The organism is Streptomyces sp. NPDC031340, assembly GCF_055569945.1.
This window is the reverse complement of the sequence record NZ_JBVIIE010000013.1, coordinates 164,182-181,204: the sequence shown is the minus strand read 5'-3', so window position 1 is coordinate 181,204 and position 17,023 is coordinate 164,182. Positions and strand designations below refer to the sequence as shown.

Sequence of the window (17,023 nt, the reverse complement as noted above, 5' to 3'; positions counted from 1 at the left end):
GAGGCCCGGACGAAGGGAAGTACGAGCGCCGGGGCGGCGACGGGGCGCCGCCTACTTCTCCTCGAGCAGCGCCCGCACCTTCGCCCGCACGTCCTCCGTGGCCAGGCCGCGGATCGTCAGCGTGGTGCGGCGCCGCAGCACGTCGTCCGCCGTCTCGGCCCACTCGTGGTCCCGGGCGTAGACGACCTGGGCCCAGATCTCCGGGGCGTCCGGGTGGACGCGCTCGCCCAGCTCCGGCCTCTCGTTGGCGAGGCGGGCGATGTCGAAGGCCAGCGAACCGTAGTGGGTGGCCAGGTGCCGGGCGGTGTCGGCGGCCATGCGCGGACCCGGCGCGGGGCCGTCCACCAGCAGCCGGTGCGCGACCGCCCGCGGGTTCGCCACCCCGGGCAGCGGCAGCCTCCTCGGCAGGGACGCGACCGGCTCGAAGCCGTCGCCCAGCGGGTGACCGGGCAGTTCCTGGAGCTTCTTCATCACCGTGCGGCCGATGTGCCGGAACGTCGTCCACTTGCCGCCCGCCACGGACAGCATGCCGCCCCGGCCCTCGGTGACGACCGTCTCCCGCTTGGCCTTCGCCGTGTCGCCGGGCCCGCCCGGCAGCACGCGCAGCCCCGCGAAGGCGTACGTGATCAGGTCACGGTCGAGCTGCTGGTCCCGGACGGAGAACGCGGCCTCGTCCAGGATCTGGGCTATGTCCTTGTCGGTCACCGCGACGTCCGCCGGATCGCCCTCGAACGCCTCGTCGGTGGTGCCGAGCAGCAGCATGTCCTCCCACGGCAGCGCGAAGGTGATGCGGTACTTGTCGATCGGGGTGGCCAGCGCCGCCTTCCACGGGGAGGTGCGCTTGAGGACCAGGTGCGCGCCCTTCGACAGCCGGATCGACGGGGCGGCGTCCGGGTCCTCCATCCGGCGCAGGTGGTCCACCCACGGGCCGGTGGCGTTGAGCACGAGACGGGCATCCACCCCGAACTCGTCCCCGGACAGGCGGTCGCGCAGCTCCGCGCCCGTCACCCGCCCCCTGGTGAACCGCAGGCCGGCGACCTCGGCGTGGTTGAGCACCACCGCGCCCGACTCGACGGCCGCGCGGACCGTCATCAGCGCCATGCGCGCGTCGTTCATCTGGTCGTCGCCGTACACGGCCACGGCCCTGAGGTTCTCGGTGCGCAGCTCGGGCACGTCCCGCGCGGCCCGCGCGGGGCTGAGCAGGTGGCCGACGCCGTCCCCGAACGCCGACAGCATCGAGTACGCGAACACGCCCGCCCCGAGCTTCGCGGCGCCGTGCGGCCCGCCCTTGTACACCGGGAGGTAGAAGGTGAGCGGGTTCGCCAGGTGGGGGGCCACCTGGCGGGAGACCGCACGGCGCTCGAAGTGGTTCTCCGCCACCAGCTTCACCGCGCCGGTCTGCAGGTAGCGCAGACCGCCGTGGAGCAGCTTGGAGGAGGCGGACGACGTGGCGCCGGCGAAGTCGCCGGCGTCGACCAGGGCCACCCTGAGCCCGGACTGCGCGGCGTGCCAGGCGGTGGAGATGCCCAGGATGCCGCCGCCGATCACGAGAAGGTCGTACGACGCCCTGGCGAGCTGCTCCCGGGTCTCGGCTCGGCTCGGGTTGCAGCCGGACGCCGGGCGCGTCCCCAGGGCAGGCACGGACTGCAGGGTGGACTGAGTGGTCATGTCGGGTTCTTACTCCTCGTCCTCGAGCCAGCCCATGGTCCGTTCGACGGCCTTGAGCCAGCTCTTGTACTCACGGTCGCGGGTCTCCGCGTCCATGCGGGGGGTCCACTCGGCGGCCCGGCGCCAGTTGGCGCGCAGGTCGTCGGTGCTGGTCCAGAAGCCGACGGCGAGGCCGGCGGCGTAGGCGGCGCCGAGGCAGGTGGTCTCGGCGACCATCGGGCGCACCACGGGCGCGTCCAGGACGTCCGCGAGGGTCTGCATCAGCAGGTTGTTGGAGGTCATGCCGCCGTCGACCTTGAGGGCGGCCAGCTCGACGCCGGAGTCCTTCGTCATCGCGTCGCTGATCTCGCGGGTCTGCCAGGCGGTGGCCTCCAGGACGGCGCGCGCCAGATGCGCCTTGGTGACGTACCGGGTCAGGCCGGCGATCACCCCGCGGGCGTCGGGGCGCCAGTACGGGGCGAACAGGCCGGAGAAGGCCGGCACGAAGTAGGCGCCGCCGTTGTCCTCGACCGACAGCGCGAGCGTCTCGATCTCGGCCGCGGTGGAGATCAGGCCCATCTGGTCGCGCATCCACTGCACCAGCGAACCGGTGACGGCGATCGAGCCCTCCAGGGCGTAGACCGGGGTCTGGTCGCCGATCCGGTAGCCGACCGTGGTCAGCAGGCCGGAGTAGGAGTTGATGATCTTGTCGCCGGTGTTCATCAGCATGAAGGTGCCGGTGCCGTACGTCGACTTCGCCTCGCCCTCGGCGAAGCAGGTCTGGCCGAACAGGGCCGCCTGCTGGTCGCCGAGCGCGGAGGCGACCGGGATGCCGCCGAGCAGCTCGCCCAGCTTGCCGCCGGTGATCTCGCCGTACACCTCGGCCGAGGAGCGGATCTCCGGGAGCATCGCCATCGGGACGCCGATGGACTCGCAGATTCTCTCGTCCCACTCCAGGGTGTGCAGGTTCATCAGCAGGGTGCGGGAGGCGTTGGTGACGTCGGTGACGTGCCGGCCGCCGTCGACACCGCCGGTCAGGTTCCAGATGACCCAGCTGTCCATGGTGCCGAAGAGGATGTCGCCCGCCTCGGCGCGCTCCCGCAGGCCGTCGACGTGATCGAGCAGCCAGCGGGCCTTCGGTCCGGCGAAGTAGGAGGCCAGCGGCAGACCGGTCTCGCGGCGGAAGCGGTCCTGGCCGACGTTGCGGCCGAGTTCCTTGCACAGGGCGTCGGTGCGGGTGTCCTGCCAGACGAGGGCGTTGTGGACGGGCTCACCGGTGTTCTTGTCCCACAGCAGCGTGGTCTCGCGCTGGTTGGTGATGCCGATGGCCTTGATGTCGTCGCGGGTGATGCCGGCCTTCTCGATGGCTCCGGCGACGACCTCCTGGACGTTGGTCCAGATCTCGGTGGCGTCGTGCTCCACCCAGCCCGGCTTCGGGAAGATCTGCTCGTGCTCCTTCTGGTCGACGGAGACGATGCGGCCGTCACGGTCGAAGACGATGCAGCGGGACGAGGTCGTGCCCTGGTCGATGGCGGCGATGAAGGGGCCGTGCCCGTGGGACGAGATGCCGGCGGTGTGGGCGTCGGTCACTGTGTGCTCCTGGAAGGTCCGTGGTCGAGGGGCTGTGCGTACGGCACGCGCTGGAGGTCCGGTGTGTCTAGGCGAACGCGGCGTTGTAGATGCCCGCGGCTATCGCGCCGCCGATCAGCGGGCCGGCCACCGGGACCCAGGCGTAGCTCCAGTCGGAGCCGCCCTTGTTCGGCAACGGCAGCAGGGCGTGCACGATGCGCGGGCCGAGGTCGCGGGCGGGGTTGATGGCGTAGCCGGTCGGGCCGCCGAGGGACAGGCCGATCGAGACCACCACGAGTGCGGTGATCAGCGCGCCCAGGGGGCCGAGGCCCTTGCCGCTGTCGTTCAGGCCCTGCGTCAGGACGGCGAGGACCAGCACGATCGTGCCGATGATCTCCGTCGCGAGGTTCTGCACCGCGTTGCGGATCTCCGGGCCGGTGGAGAAGACCCCGAGCACCGGCCCGGCGCCCTTCTCCTGCGCCTCCACGGCCTTGGCCGCGGTCGCCTGCGCCCCCGGACCGCCGACGATCTCCCGGTCGGTGAGGTGGGCGTGGAACTGCCCGTAGTAGGCGACCCAGACCAGCGCCGCGCCGATCATGGCGCCCAGGAACTGTCCGGCCCAGTAGACCGGCACGTCGCTCCAGTCGCCGTCCTTGATGGCGAGGGCGAGCGTGACGGCCGGGTTCAGGTGGGCGCCGGACAGCGGCGCCGAGGTGTAGACCGCCGTGAGCACGGCGAAGCCCCAGCCTAAGGCGATGGCGAGCCAGCCGGCGTTGCGGGCTTTGGATGCCTTCAGTGTGACGGCGGCGCAGACGCCGCCGCCGAGCAGGATGAGTACGGCGGTACCGATGGTCTCGCCGATGAAGATGTCGGAGCTGGACACCCGCGACTCCTTGTCCTTCGTCCAGGGAAGCCGGAACCCCGGGTCCCTCCGGGGGTTCGGCGCCCTCAGGGGTGAGAGCGATGCCGGCCCTTGGCGTTGTCACACTCTAGCGTGAATTGCCGGTAGGTGTTCGACAATGCCGACCGCTGGACGGGAGTCTCGCCGTGGGGTCGCGTGTGCGTCAATAGTTCGTTTACCGAAAATATGATTGTTACTCATCGCCACGAGCAGTCGATCTTCCTGGTCAGTGCCCACGGCGGGGCGCACGGGCGCACGGGACGGTCACGAATTTTGCCGCTTTTGTCGGCATATGTCGATGGCCGGAACGCCCCCCGGCGTTCCGGCCGCCGTTCGCGCCTCGCGCCGGTCAGAACCGCCCGGCGCCCAGATCCCGCGACACCGCACGCGCGCAGTCCCGCACCGCCGCGATCAGCTCCGGCCGCAGCTCGCCGTCCCGGCACAGCCGCTCCACCGCGCCCGTGATGCCGACCGCGCCCACCGGCATGCGCCGCCGGTCGTGGATGGGCGCGGCGATGGCCGCCACGCCCTCCCAGGTCTCCTCGACGTCCGCCGCCCAGCCACGCGCGCGCGTGAGATCGAGGATGTGCTCAAAACCCTCCAGGTCGCACACGGTCCGCTCGGTGAAGGCCTTGCGGTCGGCCTCCAGCGCCTCGCTGTGCGCGACCGGGTCGTACGCCGACAGCACCTTGCCCAGGGCCGTGGAGTGCAGCGGCTGCATCGCCCCGATCTCCAGCACCTGCCGACTGTCGTCGGGCCGGAAGACGTGGTGCACGATCAGCACCCCGTGCTGGTGCAGCACCCCCAGGTAGACGCTCTCGCCGCTGGAACGGGCCAGGTCGTCCGTCCACACCAGGGCCCGCGCCCGCAGCTCGTGCACGTCGAGATAGGTGGTGCCCAGGCGCAGCAGCTCCGCCCCCAGCTGGTAGCGCCCCGACGCGTCGTCCTGCTCGACGAAGCCCTCCTGCTGCAGGGTGCGCAGAATGCCGTGGGCGGTGCCTTTGGCGAGGCCCAGCGAGGAGGCGATGTCCGACAGGCCGAGGCGTCGCTCTCCGCCCGCGAGGAGCCGCAGCATCGCGGCCGCCCGTTCGAGCGACTGGATGTTCCGTGCCATCGCCGTGCTGCCTCCGTCCCCTTCGACCGTCGCCGTGCGACGTCGCGCCACTGTTCGGCAATGTCGAACACTACCGGTCGATGCCAACCTCCCGCTAATGGTCGGTCAACACCTGTTGCGTCACTCGTATCCCGCCGGTGCCCCGCCCGTCATCCTCGTCCGCTCCGTGGACGCCCTCACCACCGAGGCAGCCGTCCGCTCGCACGCCCTCCGGCCGCCGGGGCGGTCGTCCCCTCGTCACTCCTCCGGCCGCCGGGGCGGTCGTCCCCTCGTCACTCCTCCGGCCGCCGGGGCAGCCGTCCGCTCGCACGCCCTCCGGCCGCCGGGGCGGTCGTCCGGCCCGTGGACGCCCCGACCGCCGGGCGGCCGACCCGGTTACTCTGACGTGGTGCGCCCACCGCGGAGAGTTCCGCGGGCGGACGCAAAGCCGACAGCCGTCGCACCTCAAGGGAGCCCCTTCATGGCCTCGTCGCCGACCCCTTCCGCCGACAGCCGGACCCGTGTGTCCGAACTCCGTGAGGCGCTGGCCACCCGTGTGGTCGTCGCCGACGGAGCGATGGGCACCATGCTCCAGGCCCAGGAGCCGACCCTGGAGGACTTCCAGAACCTCGAGGGATGCAACGAGGTCCTCAACGTCACCCGGCCCGACATCGTCCGTTCGGTCCACCAGGCGTACTTCGCCGTGGGCGTCGACTGCGTCGAGACCAACACCTTCGGCGCGAACCACGCCGCCATGGCCGAGTACGAGATCGAGGAACGCGTCTTCGAGCTGTCCGAGGCCGGCGCCCGCATCGCCCGCGAGGTGGCCGACGAGTTCACCGCCGGTGACGGCCGCCGCCGCTGGGTCCTGGGCTCGATCGGCCCCGGCACCAAGCTGCCCACCCTGGGGCACGTCCCCTACACCACCCTCCGCGACGGCTTCCAGGCCAACGCCGAGGGACTGCTCGCCGGCGGCGCCGACGCCCTCATCGTCGAGACCACCCAGGACCTGCTGCAGACCAAGGCCTCGATCCTGGGCGCCCGCCGCGCCATGGAGGCCACCGGCGCCGAGGTGCCGCTGCTCTGCTCGATGGCCTTCGAGACGACCGGCACCATGCTGCTGGGCTCCGAGATCGGCGCCGCGCTCACCGCGCTGGAACCCCTCGGCATCGACATGATCGGCCTGAACTGCTCCACCGGCCCCGCCGAGATGAGCGAGCACCTGCGCTACCTCGCCCGGCACTCCCGCATCCCGCTGCTGTGCATGCCGAACGCCGGCCTGCCCGTCCTGACCAAGGACGGCGCCCACTTCCCGCTCGACGCGGAGGGCCTCGCCGACGCGCAGCAGACCTTCGTCCGGGACTACGGCCTCTCCCTCGTCGGCGGCTGCTGCGGCACCACCCCCGAGCACCTGCGCCAGGTCGTCGAACGGGTCCGCGACCTCGCCCCCGCCGAGCGCGCCCCGCAGCCCGAGCCGGGCGCCGCCTCCCTCTACCAGACGGTCCCCTTCCGCCAGGACACCTCCTACCTGGCGATCGGCGAGCGCACCAACGCCAACGGCTCGAAGAAGTTCCGCGAGGCCATGCTGGAGGGCCGCTGGGACGACTGCGTGGAGATCGCCCGCGAGCAGATCCGCGAGGGCGCGCACATGCTCGACCTGTGCGTGGACTACGTCGGCCGCGACGGCGTCGCCGACATGCGGGAACTCGCCGGCCGCCTGGCCACCGCCTCCACCCTGCCGATCGTGCTGGACTCCACCGAGGTCGACGTCGTCCGGGCCGGCCTGGAGAAGCTCGGCGGCCGCGCCGTCATCAACTCCGTCAACTACGAGGACGGCGACGGCCCCGAGTCCCGCTTCGCCAAGGTCACCCAGCTCGCCAGGGAACACGGCGCCGCGCTGATCGCGCTGACCATCGACGAGGAGGGCCAGGCCCGCACCGCGGAGAAGAAGGTCGAGATCGCCGAACGGCTCATCGCCGACCTGACCGGCAACTGGGGCGTCCACGAGTCGGACATCCTCATCGACTGCCTGACCTTCACCATCTGTACCGGCCAGGAGGAGTCCCGCAAGGACGGCATCGCCACCATCGAGGCGATCCGCGAACTCAAGCGCCGCCACCCGGACGTGCAGACCACCCTCGGCCTGTCCAACATCTCCTTCGGCCTCAACCCGGCCGCCCGCATCCTGCTCAACTCCGTCTTCCTGGACGAGTGCGTCAAGGCCGGCCTGGACTCGGCGATCGTGCACGCCTCCAAGATCCTGCCGATCGCCCGCTTCAGCGAGGAGGAGGTCACCACCGCCCTCGACCTCATCCACGACCGCCGCGCCGAGGGCTACGACCCGCTGCAGAAGCTGATGGCCCTGTTCGAGGGAGCCACCGCCAAGTCCCTGAAGGCCGGAAAGGCCGAGGAACTCGCCGCGCTGCCGCTGGAGGAGCGCCTCAAGCGCCGCATCATCGACGGCGAGCGCAACGGCCTGGAAGCCGACCTCGACGCCGCGCTCCAGGACCGGCCCGCCCTGGACATCGTCAACGAGACGCTGCTGGACGGCATGAAGACCGTCGGCGAGCTGTTCGGCTCCGGCCAGATGCAGCTGCCGTTCGTCCTGCAGTCCGCCGAGGTCATGAAGGCGGCCGTCGCCCACCTCGAACCGCACATGGAGAAGACCGACGAGGCCGGCAAGGGCACCATCGTGCTGGCCACCGTACGCGGCGACGTGCACGACATCGGCAAGAACCTGGTCGACATCATCCTGTCCAACAACGGCTACAACGTCGTCAACCTCGGCATCAAGCAGCCGGTCTCCGCGATCCTGGAAGCGGCCGAGGAGCACCGGGCCGACGTCATCGGCATGTCCGGGCTCCTGGTCAAATCCACCGTGATCATGAAGGAGAACCTGGAGGAGCTCAACCAGCGCGGCCTGGCCGCCGCTTACCCGGTCATCCTCGGCGGCGCCGCCCTCACCCGGGCATACGTCGAGCAGGACCTGCACGAGCTGTACGAGGGCGAAGTCCGCTACGCCCGCGACGCGTTCGAGGGACTGCGCCTGATGGACGCCCTCATCGGCGTCAAGCGGGGCGTACCCGGCGTGAAACTGCCCGAGCTGAAGCAGCGCCGGGTACGCGCTGCCACCGTCGAGGTGGAGGAGCGGCCGGAGGAGGGCCACGTCCGCTCCGACGTCGCCACCGACAACCCCGTCCCCACCCCGCCCTTCTGGGGCACCCGCGTCATCAAGGGCATCCAGCTCAAGGAGTACGCGAGCTGGCTGGACGAGGGCGCGCTGTTCAAGGGCCAGTGGGGCCTGAAGCAGGCCCGCTCCGGCGAGGGACCGACGTACGACGAACTCGTGGAGACCGAGGGCCGTCCGCGGCTGCGCGGCCTGCTGGACCGGCTCCAGACGGAGAACCTGCTGGAGGCGGCCGTCGTGTACGGCTACTTCCCCTGCGTCTCCAAGGACGACGACCTCATCGTCCTGGACGAACAGGGCAACGAGCGCACCCGCTTCACCTTCCCCCGCCAGCGCCGCGGCCGCCGGCTGTGCCTGGCCGACTTCTTCCGCCCGGAGGAGTCGGGCGAGACGGACGTCGTCGGCTTCCAGGTCGTCACCGTCGGCTCCCGCATCGGCGCGGAGACGGCCCGCATGTTCGAGGCCAACGCCTACCGCGACTACCTCGAACTGCACGGTCTGTCCGTGCAGTTGGCCGAGGCGCTCGCCGAGTACTGGCACGCCCGCGTCCGCGGCGAACTCGGCTTCGCGGGCGAGGACCCGAGCGACATCGAGGACATGTTCGCCCTCAAGTACCGGGGCGCCCGCTTCTCCCTCGGCTACGGCGCCTGCCCGAACCTGGAGGACCGCGCCAAGATCGCCGACCTGCTCCAGCCGGAGCGCATCGGCGTCCACCTGTCCGAGGAGTTCCAGCTGCACCCCGAGCAGTCCACGGACGCGATCGTGATCCACCACCCGGAGGCGAAGTACTTCAACGCCCGCTGACGGCCCCGCCCGGGCCGCACCGGCGCACGCCGGGGACACCCCCGGCCGTACTGCCGGTGTCCCCCGGCACACCGGGTTCAAACGAGGCGCTTCGCCCCCGACAGTCGTACACTGGTCGGTCCACCGCAGGCCGGTTGCTCACCTTTGCGAAAAAGGGGCAGCCGGCCTGATCGTCCCTCAAGGAGGTGCGCCCGGATGACCAGTACGGTCCCCGCGCTCGGAACCGGTACGGCCCAAGGCTCGGGCTCAGCCCTTCAGGCCGTGCTCCTGGACATGGACGGAACCCTGGTGGACACCGAAGGGTTCTGGTGGGACGTCGAGGTGGAGGTCTTCGCCCGCCTCGGCCACGCCCTGGACGACTCCTGGCGGCACGTCGTCGTCGGCGGCCCCATGACCCGCAGCGCCGGCTTCCTCATCGAAGCCACCGGCGCCGGCATCGACCTCGCCGAACTCACCGTCCTGCTCAACCAGGGGTTCGAGGAGCGCATCGCGGACGCCCTGCCGCTGATGCCGGGCGCCGCCCGGCTGCTCGCCGAACTCTCCGAGTACCAAGTCCCCACCGCCCTGGTCTCCGCCTCCCACCGCCGCATCATCGACCGCGTGCTCGACTCGCTCGGATCCCACCACTTCGGGCTGTCCGTCGCCGGCGACGAGGTACGGCGCACCAAGCCCCACCCCGACCCGTACCTGGTCGCGGCAGCCGGACTCGGCGTCGACCCGACCAGATGCGCGGTCGTGGAGGACACCGCGACCGGTGTCGCCGCCGCCGAGGCCGCGGGCTGCCACGTGGTGGCCGTGCCGTCGGTCGCACCCATCGCGCCCGCCGAGCGGCGCACCGTCGTCCCCTCCCTGGAAGCGGTCGACCTGACCTTCCTGCGCGGCCTGATGACCACCGGCTGACGCGGCCGCGGGAAAGCGTTCACCCTGAGCGCCGGGACACACGGTTTCCGGCCGGAATTCGGAGAGACCGGCGGATGACCGAATTCCGCTCCCTCGTACAATGTTTGACCATGTGACGTTCCCCACTCCCCAGGCGGTCGACAGGGCGGCCGGGGTGTGCTGTTCACCCCCATTCGGGGGTGTCCGGCGTGCCCTTGTGTCCCGATTGGTGGAACGCTGCACGAATCCTTCCACTGTCGGGTTTTCGGTGTGTCCACGCCCGGATTCGCTGCGTGATGGCGGATCGCCTCCGGCGACCGCCAACCCCCGTGCGGGCGCGCATTAATCTCGTCGCGAGAACATCGATCCCTACCCCCGTGAATCCGCGTCGACACCCCTGCACGCCGGATGCACGGTCCTCACAGCTCTGGAGAAACTCGAGCATGAACCGCAAGACTTTGGTGCTGCCGGCCGTGGTCGGCCTGCTCGCCCCGGTTCTCGCCGCCTGTGGCGGGTCCGACGGCGGTAGCGACGGCGGGGATGCGATCGTCGTCGGCACCACGGACCGGTTCACCGCCACCAAGGACGCCCCGGCGCCGCTCGACCCCGCGTACGCCTACGACGTCGGCACCTGGAACATCCTGCGCCAGACCGTGCAGACCCTGATGATCCAGCCGAAGGGCGAGGGCGACCCGGTGCCCGAGGCCGCCCAGAGTTGCTCCTTCACCGACTCGGGCAACGAGCGCTACGCCTGCAAGCTGCGCGACGGCCTGAAGTTCTCCAACGGCGACAAGATCACCGCGGCCGACGTGAAGTACTCCATCGACCGCGCCCGCGCCATCAAGGCCGACTCCGGCGTCTTCGCCCTGCTGTCCACCATCGACACCGTCGAGACGCAGGGTGACAACGAGGTCATCTTCCACCTCAAGACCGCCGATGCCACCTTCCCCTTCAAGCTGTCGACTCCGGTCGCGGGCATCGTCAACCCCGACGACTACCAGAAGGACAAGCTGCGCGACGGCTTCGACGTGGACGGCTCCGGCCCCTACACCCTGCACGCCGAGGTCAAGAACGACGAGATCGTCAAGGCCACCTTCAGCAAGAACCCCAACTACAAGGGCGTCCTGAAGGTCAACAACTCCAAGGTCGACATGGTCTCCTTCGCGGACGCCGCGAAGATGGGCGACGCCCTGGACAAGGGTGACATCGACGTCATGACCCGCACCATGTCGCCGGAGCAGATCCAGGCGCTGTCCAGCAAGTCCGGCAGCAACGTCGACCTGGTCGAGATGGCCGGCCTGGAGATCCGCTACCTCGCCTTCAACACCAGCGCCCCGACGGTGAAGTCCAAGGCCGTCCGCCAGGCGATCGCCCAGCTCATCAACCGCGGCGAGCTCGTCTCCAAGGTCTACGGCACCCAGGCCGAGCCGCTCTACTCGATGGTCCCGGCGAGCATCACCGGCCACTCCAACTCGTTCTTCAACAAGTACGGGGACCCGAGCGTCACCAAGGCCAAGGCCCGGCTGACCGCAGCCGGCATCACCACCCCGGTCAAGCTGACCCTGCATTACACGACCGACCACTACGGCTCCGCCACCAAGAAGGAGTTCGAGGTCCTGCGGCAGCAGCTCAACGACAGCGGGCTGTTCGACGTCACCATCAAGGGCACCCCCTGGGAGTCCTTCGTCCCGGCCGAACGCAAGGGCGAGTACGACGTCTTCGGCATGGGCTGGTTCCCGGACTTCCCGGACGCCGACAACTACCTCGCGCCCTTCCTCGACAAGGACAACTTCCTCAAGTCGCCGTACCGCAACAGCACCGTCATCAACAGCCTGATCCCGGAGTCCCGCCGCGAGGCGGACCGGGTCGGAGCGGCCACCAGCCTCACCGAGATCCAGGACGCCATCGCCGAGGACGTCCCGCTGCTGCCGCTGTGGCAGGGCAAGCAGTACGTCGCCTCCGGCGACAAGGTCACCGGCACCGCGTACGCGCTCAACTCCTCCTCCACCCTCCAGCTGTGGGAGCTCGGCCGCGGCGTGGGCGGCTGACACCCACCCCGAACGGCCGACGGCGAGAACACCGAGGGCGCCCCTTCCATGGAAGGAGCGCCCTCGGTGTTCTCGTCAGCCGGGCCGGGCCTACTGCGCGCCGGGCCGCACCAGCCCGCTCTCGTACGCGTACACCGCGGCCTGCACCCGGTCCCGCAGCCCCAGCTTGGTCAGCACATGGCCGACGTGCGTCTTGACCGTCGTCTCGCTGACGAACAGGTCCGCGGCGATCTCCGCGTTGGACAGACCACGGGCCACCAGCTTCAGCACCTCCACCTCACGGTCGGTGAGCGTGTGCAGCGTGTCCGGCACCGGCTCGTCGCCGGAGGGCAGATGCGTGGCGTACTTGTCGAGCAGCCGCCGCGTGATGCTCGGCGCGAGCATCGCCTCACCCGCCGCCACCACCCGGATCGCCTGCACCAGCTCATTGGCCGGCGCGTCCTTCAGCAGGAACCCGCTGGCGCCCGCCCGCAACGCCTCCACCACGTACTCGTCCAGATCGAAGGTCGTCAGCACCAGCACCTTCGCCGGGCCGTCCCGCCCCGGCCCGGTGATCTGCCGGGTCGCCTCCACGCCGTCCATACGCGGCATACGGATGTCCATCAGGACCACGTCGGGCTGCAGCGCCCGTACCTGGTCGAGGGCCTGCAGGCCGTCTCCGGCCTCGCCGACGACCGCGAGGTCCTGCTCGGCCTCCAGGATCATCCGGAACCCGGTACGCAGCAGCGGCTGGTCGTCGACCAATAGGACGCGGATGGCCACGTAAGTCTCCTTCGCTAGTCCGGCCCCATTCTGCCCTGCGCCCGCTCAGCGACCGGACCCGGTCACCCGCACCGGCAGCGGATACGGCGGGGGAGTGCCGCCGAACTCCGGGCAGTGCGCCCGGTGGTCGCACCAGCCGCAGAGCTTCGTCGGCCGCGGCCGCCAGTCGCCCGTCTCCGTCGCCAGCCGGATCGCCTCCCACAGCGCCAGCAGCTTGCGCTCCACACGCTCCAGGTCGGCGAGGACCGGGTCGTACGTCAGCACGTCCCCACTGCCCAGGTACACCAGCTGGAGCCGGCGCGGGACCACCTTCTTCAGCCGCCACACCACCAGGGCGTAGAACTTCATCTGGAACAGAGCGCTCTCCGCGTACTCGGGCCGGGGAGCCTTGCCCGTCTTGTAGTCGACGATCCGCACCTCGCCCGTCGCCGCCACGTCCACCCGGTCGATGATCCCGCGCAGCCTCAGCCCGGAGGCCAGCTCCGCCTCGACGAACAGCTCACGCTCGGCGGGCTCCAGCCGGGTCGGGTCCTCCAACGTGAACCAGCGCTCCACGAGCTGCTCGGCCTCCGCCAGCCACCGGGCGAGCCGCTCGCCGTCGGCATCGTCCCGGAACAGCTCCGCGACCTCCGGCCGGGACTCCCGCAGCCGGTCCCACTGGCCGGGGACGAGGGACTTGGCGCGCGGCGCGGTCCGCTCGGCGGCCGGCGCGTCGAAGAGGCGCTCCAGGACCGCGTGCACCAGGGTCCCCCTGGTGGCCGCCTCGCTCGGCTTCTCGGGCAGCCGGTCGATGACCCGGAACCGGTACAGCAGAGGGCACTGCATGAAGTCGCCGGCACGGGACGGGGACAGGCCGGTGGGCGCGCCGGCCGCCGGCGCCCGCGCGCCCACCGCGTCGACCACGCCCACCCCGTCCACCGCTCCGGCCGCGGCCACCGCTTCGGCCGTCACCACCGCCGCCGGCTCCGCCGGAACCGGCGCCCCGGCTGGTGCGGCGCCGTCACCCTGGGCCTGCGCCGCGTCCTCCGTGCTCGTCTCCATGCCCCCAGACCTTACGGCCCGCCACTGACAGTGACCCACCTGCGGCCGTGACAGGTGTGACGGAGGGTGGAACACAGGGGGTGCCGGGGCGGAACGCACCGCGACGGCCGCATACCATCGACCCGAGACCCTTCCGCCCGGCAGGCGCGGAAGACGCTTCGAACGAGGGGACACCGTGGACGAGAGCGGCGGGAGCGGGCAGCCGCGCACCGGCACCGACGAGTCGGCCGACCACCTCGCGGGAACCGCGACCCCGGCCGACACCGAGGGCGGCACCACGGCGGCCGACGACACCCGGACGCCGGGCACGCGCCCCGCCCCCGCCCCCACCCCGACGCCGTCCGGCGAACCCGCGGAAGCGGCGCCGCCGTCCGACGGCAACGGTGTCACCGCGCAGACCGAGGACGGGGAGCCGGCATCCCCGCCCCGGCCGGCCGACACCTCGGAGCCGGACCCCGGCACCGACGGACCCGCCCCCTCCACCGGCACGCCCGCCCACCCGGCGTCCCCGGCCGACCACCGCCCGGCCCCCGCCGAGGACGCCCCCGCCGAGGACGCCCCCGCCGAGGACGCCCCGGCCGAGGACGCCCCCGCGCAGGACCGCCCCTCCGCACACCGGCCGGACACCCCGCCCACCCCCGACCACCCGGCCCAAGGCGACCACCCGGCCCCCGCCGACCACCCGGCCGCCGCCGATCACCCGGCCGCCCCCCACCCCACCAGGTCCGGGAACCGCACGCCGGCGCACTCCCCGGGTGGAGGAGCCAAGAATCCGCCGCCGCAGCGCCCCGAGCCGCGGGGCGGGCTGCTGATGGGACGCCCCTTCGGCGTACCGGTCTACGTCGCGCCCAGCTGGTTCCTCGTCGCCGCCCTGATCACCTGGGTGTTCGGCGGACAGCTCGAACGCGTGCTGCCCGAACTCGGCGCCGCCCGCTACCTGGTCTCCCTCTTCTTCGCGGTCGCCTTCTACGCCTCCGTCCTGGTCCACGAACTGGCCCACACGGTCGCCGCACTGCGCTTCAAACTGCCGGTCCGCCGCATCCAGCTCCAGTTCTTCGGCGGCGTCTCCGAGATCGAGAAGGAGGCCGAGACCCCCGGACGGGAGTTCGTGCTCGCCTTCGTCGGCCCGCTGCTCTCCCTCGTCCTGGCCGGCGTCTTCTACCTGGCCATGCAGCCCGTCGAGCCCGGCACCGTCCCCGGCGTCCTGCTCGCCGGCCTGATGATCTCCAACCTGATCGTGGCCGTCTTCAACCTCCTGCCCGGCCTCCCCCTCGACGGCGGCCGCATGCTCCGCGCCGTCGTCTGGAAGATCACCGGCAGACCCATGAGCGGCACCGTCGCCGCGGCCTGGGTCGGCCGCGCCCTCGCCGTCTCCGTCCTGATCGGCCTCCCGCTGCTCACCCAGTCCGGAGCCCTCGGCAGCAACGCCGAGGACAGCGTCGGCATGGACACCGTCACCGACGCCCTGCTCGCCGCCATCCTCGCCGCGATCATCTGGACCGGCGCCGGCAACAGCCTGCGGATGGCCCGACTGCGCGAGCACCTGCCGGAACTGCGCGCCCGCAACCTCACCCGGCGCGCGGTCCCCGTCGAGACCGACACCCCCCTGTCCGAGGCCCTGCGCCGCGCCAACGCCGCCGGCGCCCGCGCCCTGGTCGTCGTCGACCCCGACGGCACCCCCCTCTCCCTCGTCCGCGAGGCCGCCATCGTCGGCGTACCGGAACACCGCCGCCCCTGGGTCGCCGTCAGCGGCCTCGCCCAGGAGCTGACCGACGGCATGCGCGTCTCCGCCGAACTTGCCGGAGAAGACCTCCTGGACGCCCTGCGCGCCGCCCCGGCCACCGAGTACCTGGTGGTGGAGGAGACCGGCGAGATCTACGGCGTCCTGTCCGCCGCCGACGTGGAACGCGCCTTCGTCAAGGCCATGGCCAGGCCCTCGTAGCCGCTCCCGGCCGTGGTCGGCGGGGCGCGCAAAGGCCGGTAGGCTGTTCACATGTCCGAACCGACCGGTGCCGCCCGCAGGCGCGGGCCCTTCAAGGTCGGGGACCAGGTTCAGCTGACCGACCCCAAGGGCCGCCACTACACGTTCACGCTCGAGGCCGGGAAGAACTTCCACACCCACAAGGGTTCCTTCCCGCACGACGAACTGATCGGCGCTCCCGAGGGCAGCGTTGTCCGCACCACCGGGAACGTCGCCTACCTCGCGCTGCGCCCCCTGCTCCCCGACTACGTCCTGTCCATGCCCCGAGGGGCAGCCGTCGTCTACCCGAAGGACGCGGGGCAGATCCTCGCCTTCGCCGACATCTTCCCCGGCGCGCGGGTGGTCGAGGCCGGCGTCGGCTCCGGCTCGCTCAGCAGCTTCCTGCTGCGCGCCATCGGCGACCAGGGCATGCTGCACAGCTACGAGCGCCGCGAGGACTTCGCGGACATCGCCCGGCAGAACGTGGAACGCTACTTCGGCGGCCCGCACCCCGCCTGGCAGCTCACGGTCGGTGACCTCCAGGACAACCTGAGCGACACCGACGTCGACCGCGTCATCCTCGACATGCTCGCCCCCTGGGAATGCCTGGAGGCCGTCTCCAAGGCGCTCGTGCCCGGCGGCATCCTGTGCTGCTACGTCGCGACCACCACCCAGCTCGCCCGGACCGTCGAGTCCATCCGCGAGATCGGCTGCTTCAACGAGCCGACCGCCTGGGAGACGATGATCCGCAACTGGCACATCGAGGGCCTGGCCGTCCGCCCCGACCACCGGATGATCGGCCACACCGGCTTCCTCCTCACCGCCCGCCGCCTCGCCGACGGCGTCGAGCCGCCCATGCGCCGCCGCCGCCCCGCCAAGGGCGCCTACGGCGAGGACTACGCCGGCCCCAACGCCGACGGAGGCACCGGTCGCTGAGGCCACCCGGCCGTCACCCTCAACGTACGAGCGCCGCCGCGCAGTTCCCGGGCATCCTCCCGGAACTCAGCGGCGGCGCTCACGTGTTGACAGAACAGCACAAAGCGAACGAACCCGGGCGGGAACCGTCCCGGCAGTGCCCCCCCGCCGTTCCTCCACACTGTGACGTGTGGCACGATGCAGGCCACCCCCCCCC

General features: G+C 71.3%; 10 protein-coding genes and 1 pseudogene. 5 read left to right on the top strand and 6 right to left on the bottom strand.

What is annotated here, in order from left to right; all coding sequences use genetic code 11:
• Positions 1 to 51: 51 nt before the first annotated feature.
• The 4 genes from ACZ5GT_RS12860 to ACZ5GT_RS12845 all read right to left on the bottom strand — a co-directional run bounded on the left by ACZ5GT_RS12860 (position 52) and on the right by ACZ5GT_RS12845 (position 5,231).
• The gene (locus ACZ5GT_RS12860) at positions 52 to 1,668 is read right to left on the bottom strand and encodes a glycerol-3-phosphate dehydrogenase/oxidase (RefSeq protein WP_469020263.1); all 1,617 of its coding nucleotides are present in this window, start codon (positions 1,666 to 1,668) and stop codon (positions 52 to 54) included.
• 9 nt (positions 1,669 to 1,677) lie between these two features.
• Positions 1,678 to 3,237 (bottom strand): glycerol kinase GlpK, encoded by a 1,560-nt coding sequence (gene glpK / locus ACZ5GT_RS12855; protein ID WP_469020260.1) that lies wholly within the window; start codon positions 3,235 to 3,237, stop codon positions 1,678 to 1,680.
• A gap of 67 nt (positions 3,238 to 3,304) precedes the next feature.
• Complete coding sequence (locus ACZ5GT_RS12850; protein WP_469020258.1) at positions 3,305 to 4,099, bottom strand: MIP/aquaporin family protein; 795 nt, start codon at positions 4,097 to 4,099, stop codon at positions 3,305 to 3,307.
• 367 nt (positions 4,100 to 4,466) lie between these two features.
• Positions 4,467 to 5,231 carry an IclR family transcriptional regulator gene (locus tag ACZ5GT_RS12845; protein WP_469020256.1) on the bottom strand — a complete coding sequence of 255 codons (765 nt, stop codon included), beginning with the start codon at positions 5,229 to 5,231 and terminating at the stop codon, positions 4,467 to 4,469.
• A gap of 460 nt (positions 5,232 to 5,691) precedes the next feature.
• Here ACZ5GT_RS12845 and metH point away from each other — a divergent pair, with 460 nt between their 5' ends.
• The 3 genes from metH (at position 5,692) to ACZ5GT_RS12830 (ending at position 12,128) form a co-directional block, all read left to right on the top strand.
• Positions 5,692 to 9,201, top strand: coding sequence for a methionine synthase (gene metH / locus ACZ5GT_RS12840; RefSeq protein ID WP_469020253.1), 3,510 nt, complete (start codon positions 5,692 to 5,694; stop codon positions 9,199 to 9,201).
• A 195-nt stretch (positions 9,202 to 9,396) separates the two neighbouring features.
• On the top strand, positions 9,397 to 10,101 hold the full coding sequence (locus tag ACZ5GT_RS12835; RefSeq protein WP_469020251.1) for an HAD family hydrolase: 705 nt from the start codon (positions 9,397 to 9,399) through the stop codon (positions 10,099 to 10,101).
• A gap of 422 nt (positions 10,102 to 10,523) precedes the next feature.
• Positions 10,524 to 12,128, top strand: a complete 1,605-nt coding sequence (locus ACZ5GT_RS12830) for an ABC transporter substrate-binding protein (RefSeq protein ID WP_469020248.1) — start codon at positions 10,524 to 10,526, stop codon at positions 12,126 to 12,128.
• Between the two features lie 90 nt (positions 12,129 to 12,218).
• Here the strand turns inward: ACZ5GT_RS12830 and ACZ5GT_RS12825 are convergent, their stop codons facing one another.
• A complete protein-coding gene (locus ACZ5GT_RS12825) occupies positions 12,219 to 12,890 on the bottom strand; it encodes a response regulator (RefSeq protein WP_030606450.1) in 672 nt (223 codons plus the stop codon).
• Between the two features lie 14 nt (positions 12,891 to 12,904).
• Positions 12,905 to 13,931: pseudogene (locus ACZ5GT_RS12820) on the bottom strand (RecB family exonuclease).
• Positions 13,932 to 14,106: 175 nt separating this feature from the next.
• Between ACZ5GT_RS12820 and ACZ5GT_RS12815 the strand changes: the two are divergent.
• Positions 14,107 to 15,873 (top strand): site-2 protease family protein, encoded by a 1,767-nt coding sequence (locus ACZ5GT_RS12815; protein ID WP_469020244.1) that lies wholly within the window; start codon positions 14,107 to 14,109, stop codon positions 15,871 to 15,873.
• A 51-nt stretch (positions 15,874 to 15,924) separates the two neighbouring features.
• Positions 15,925 to 16,827 carry a tRNA (adenine-N1)-methyltransferase gene (locus ACZ5GT_RS12810; RefSeq protein ID WP_061921269.1) on the top strand — a complete coding sequence of 301 codons (903 nt, stop codon included), beginning with the start codon at positions 15,925 to 15,927 and terminating at the stop codon, positions 16,825 to 16,827.
• Positions 16,828 to 17,023: the final 196 nt, after the last annotated feature.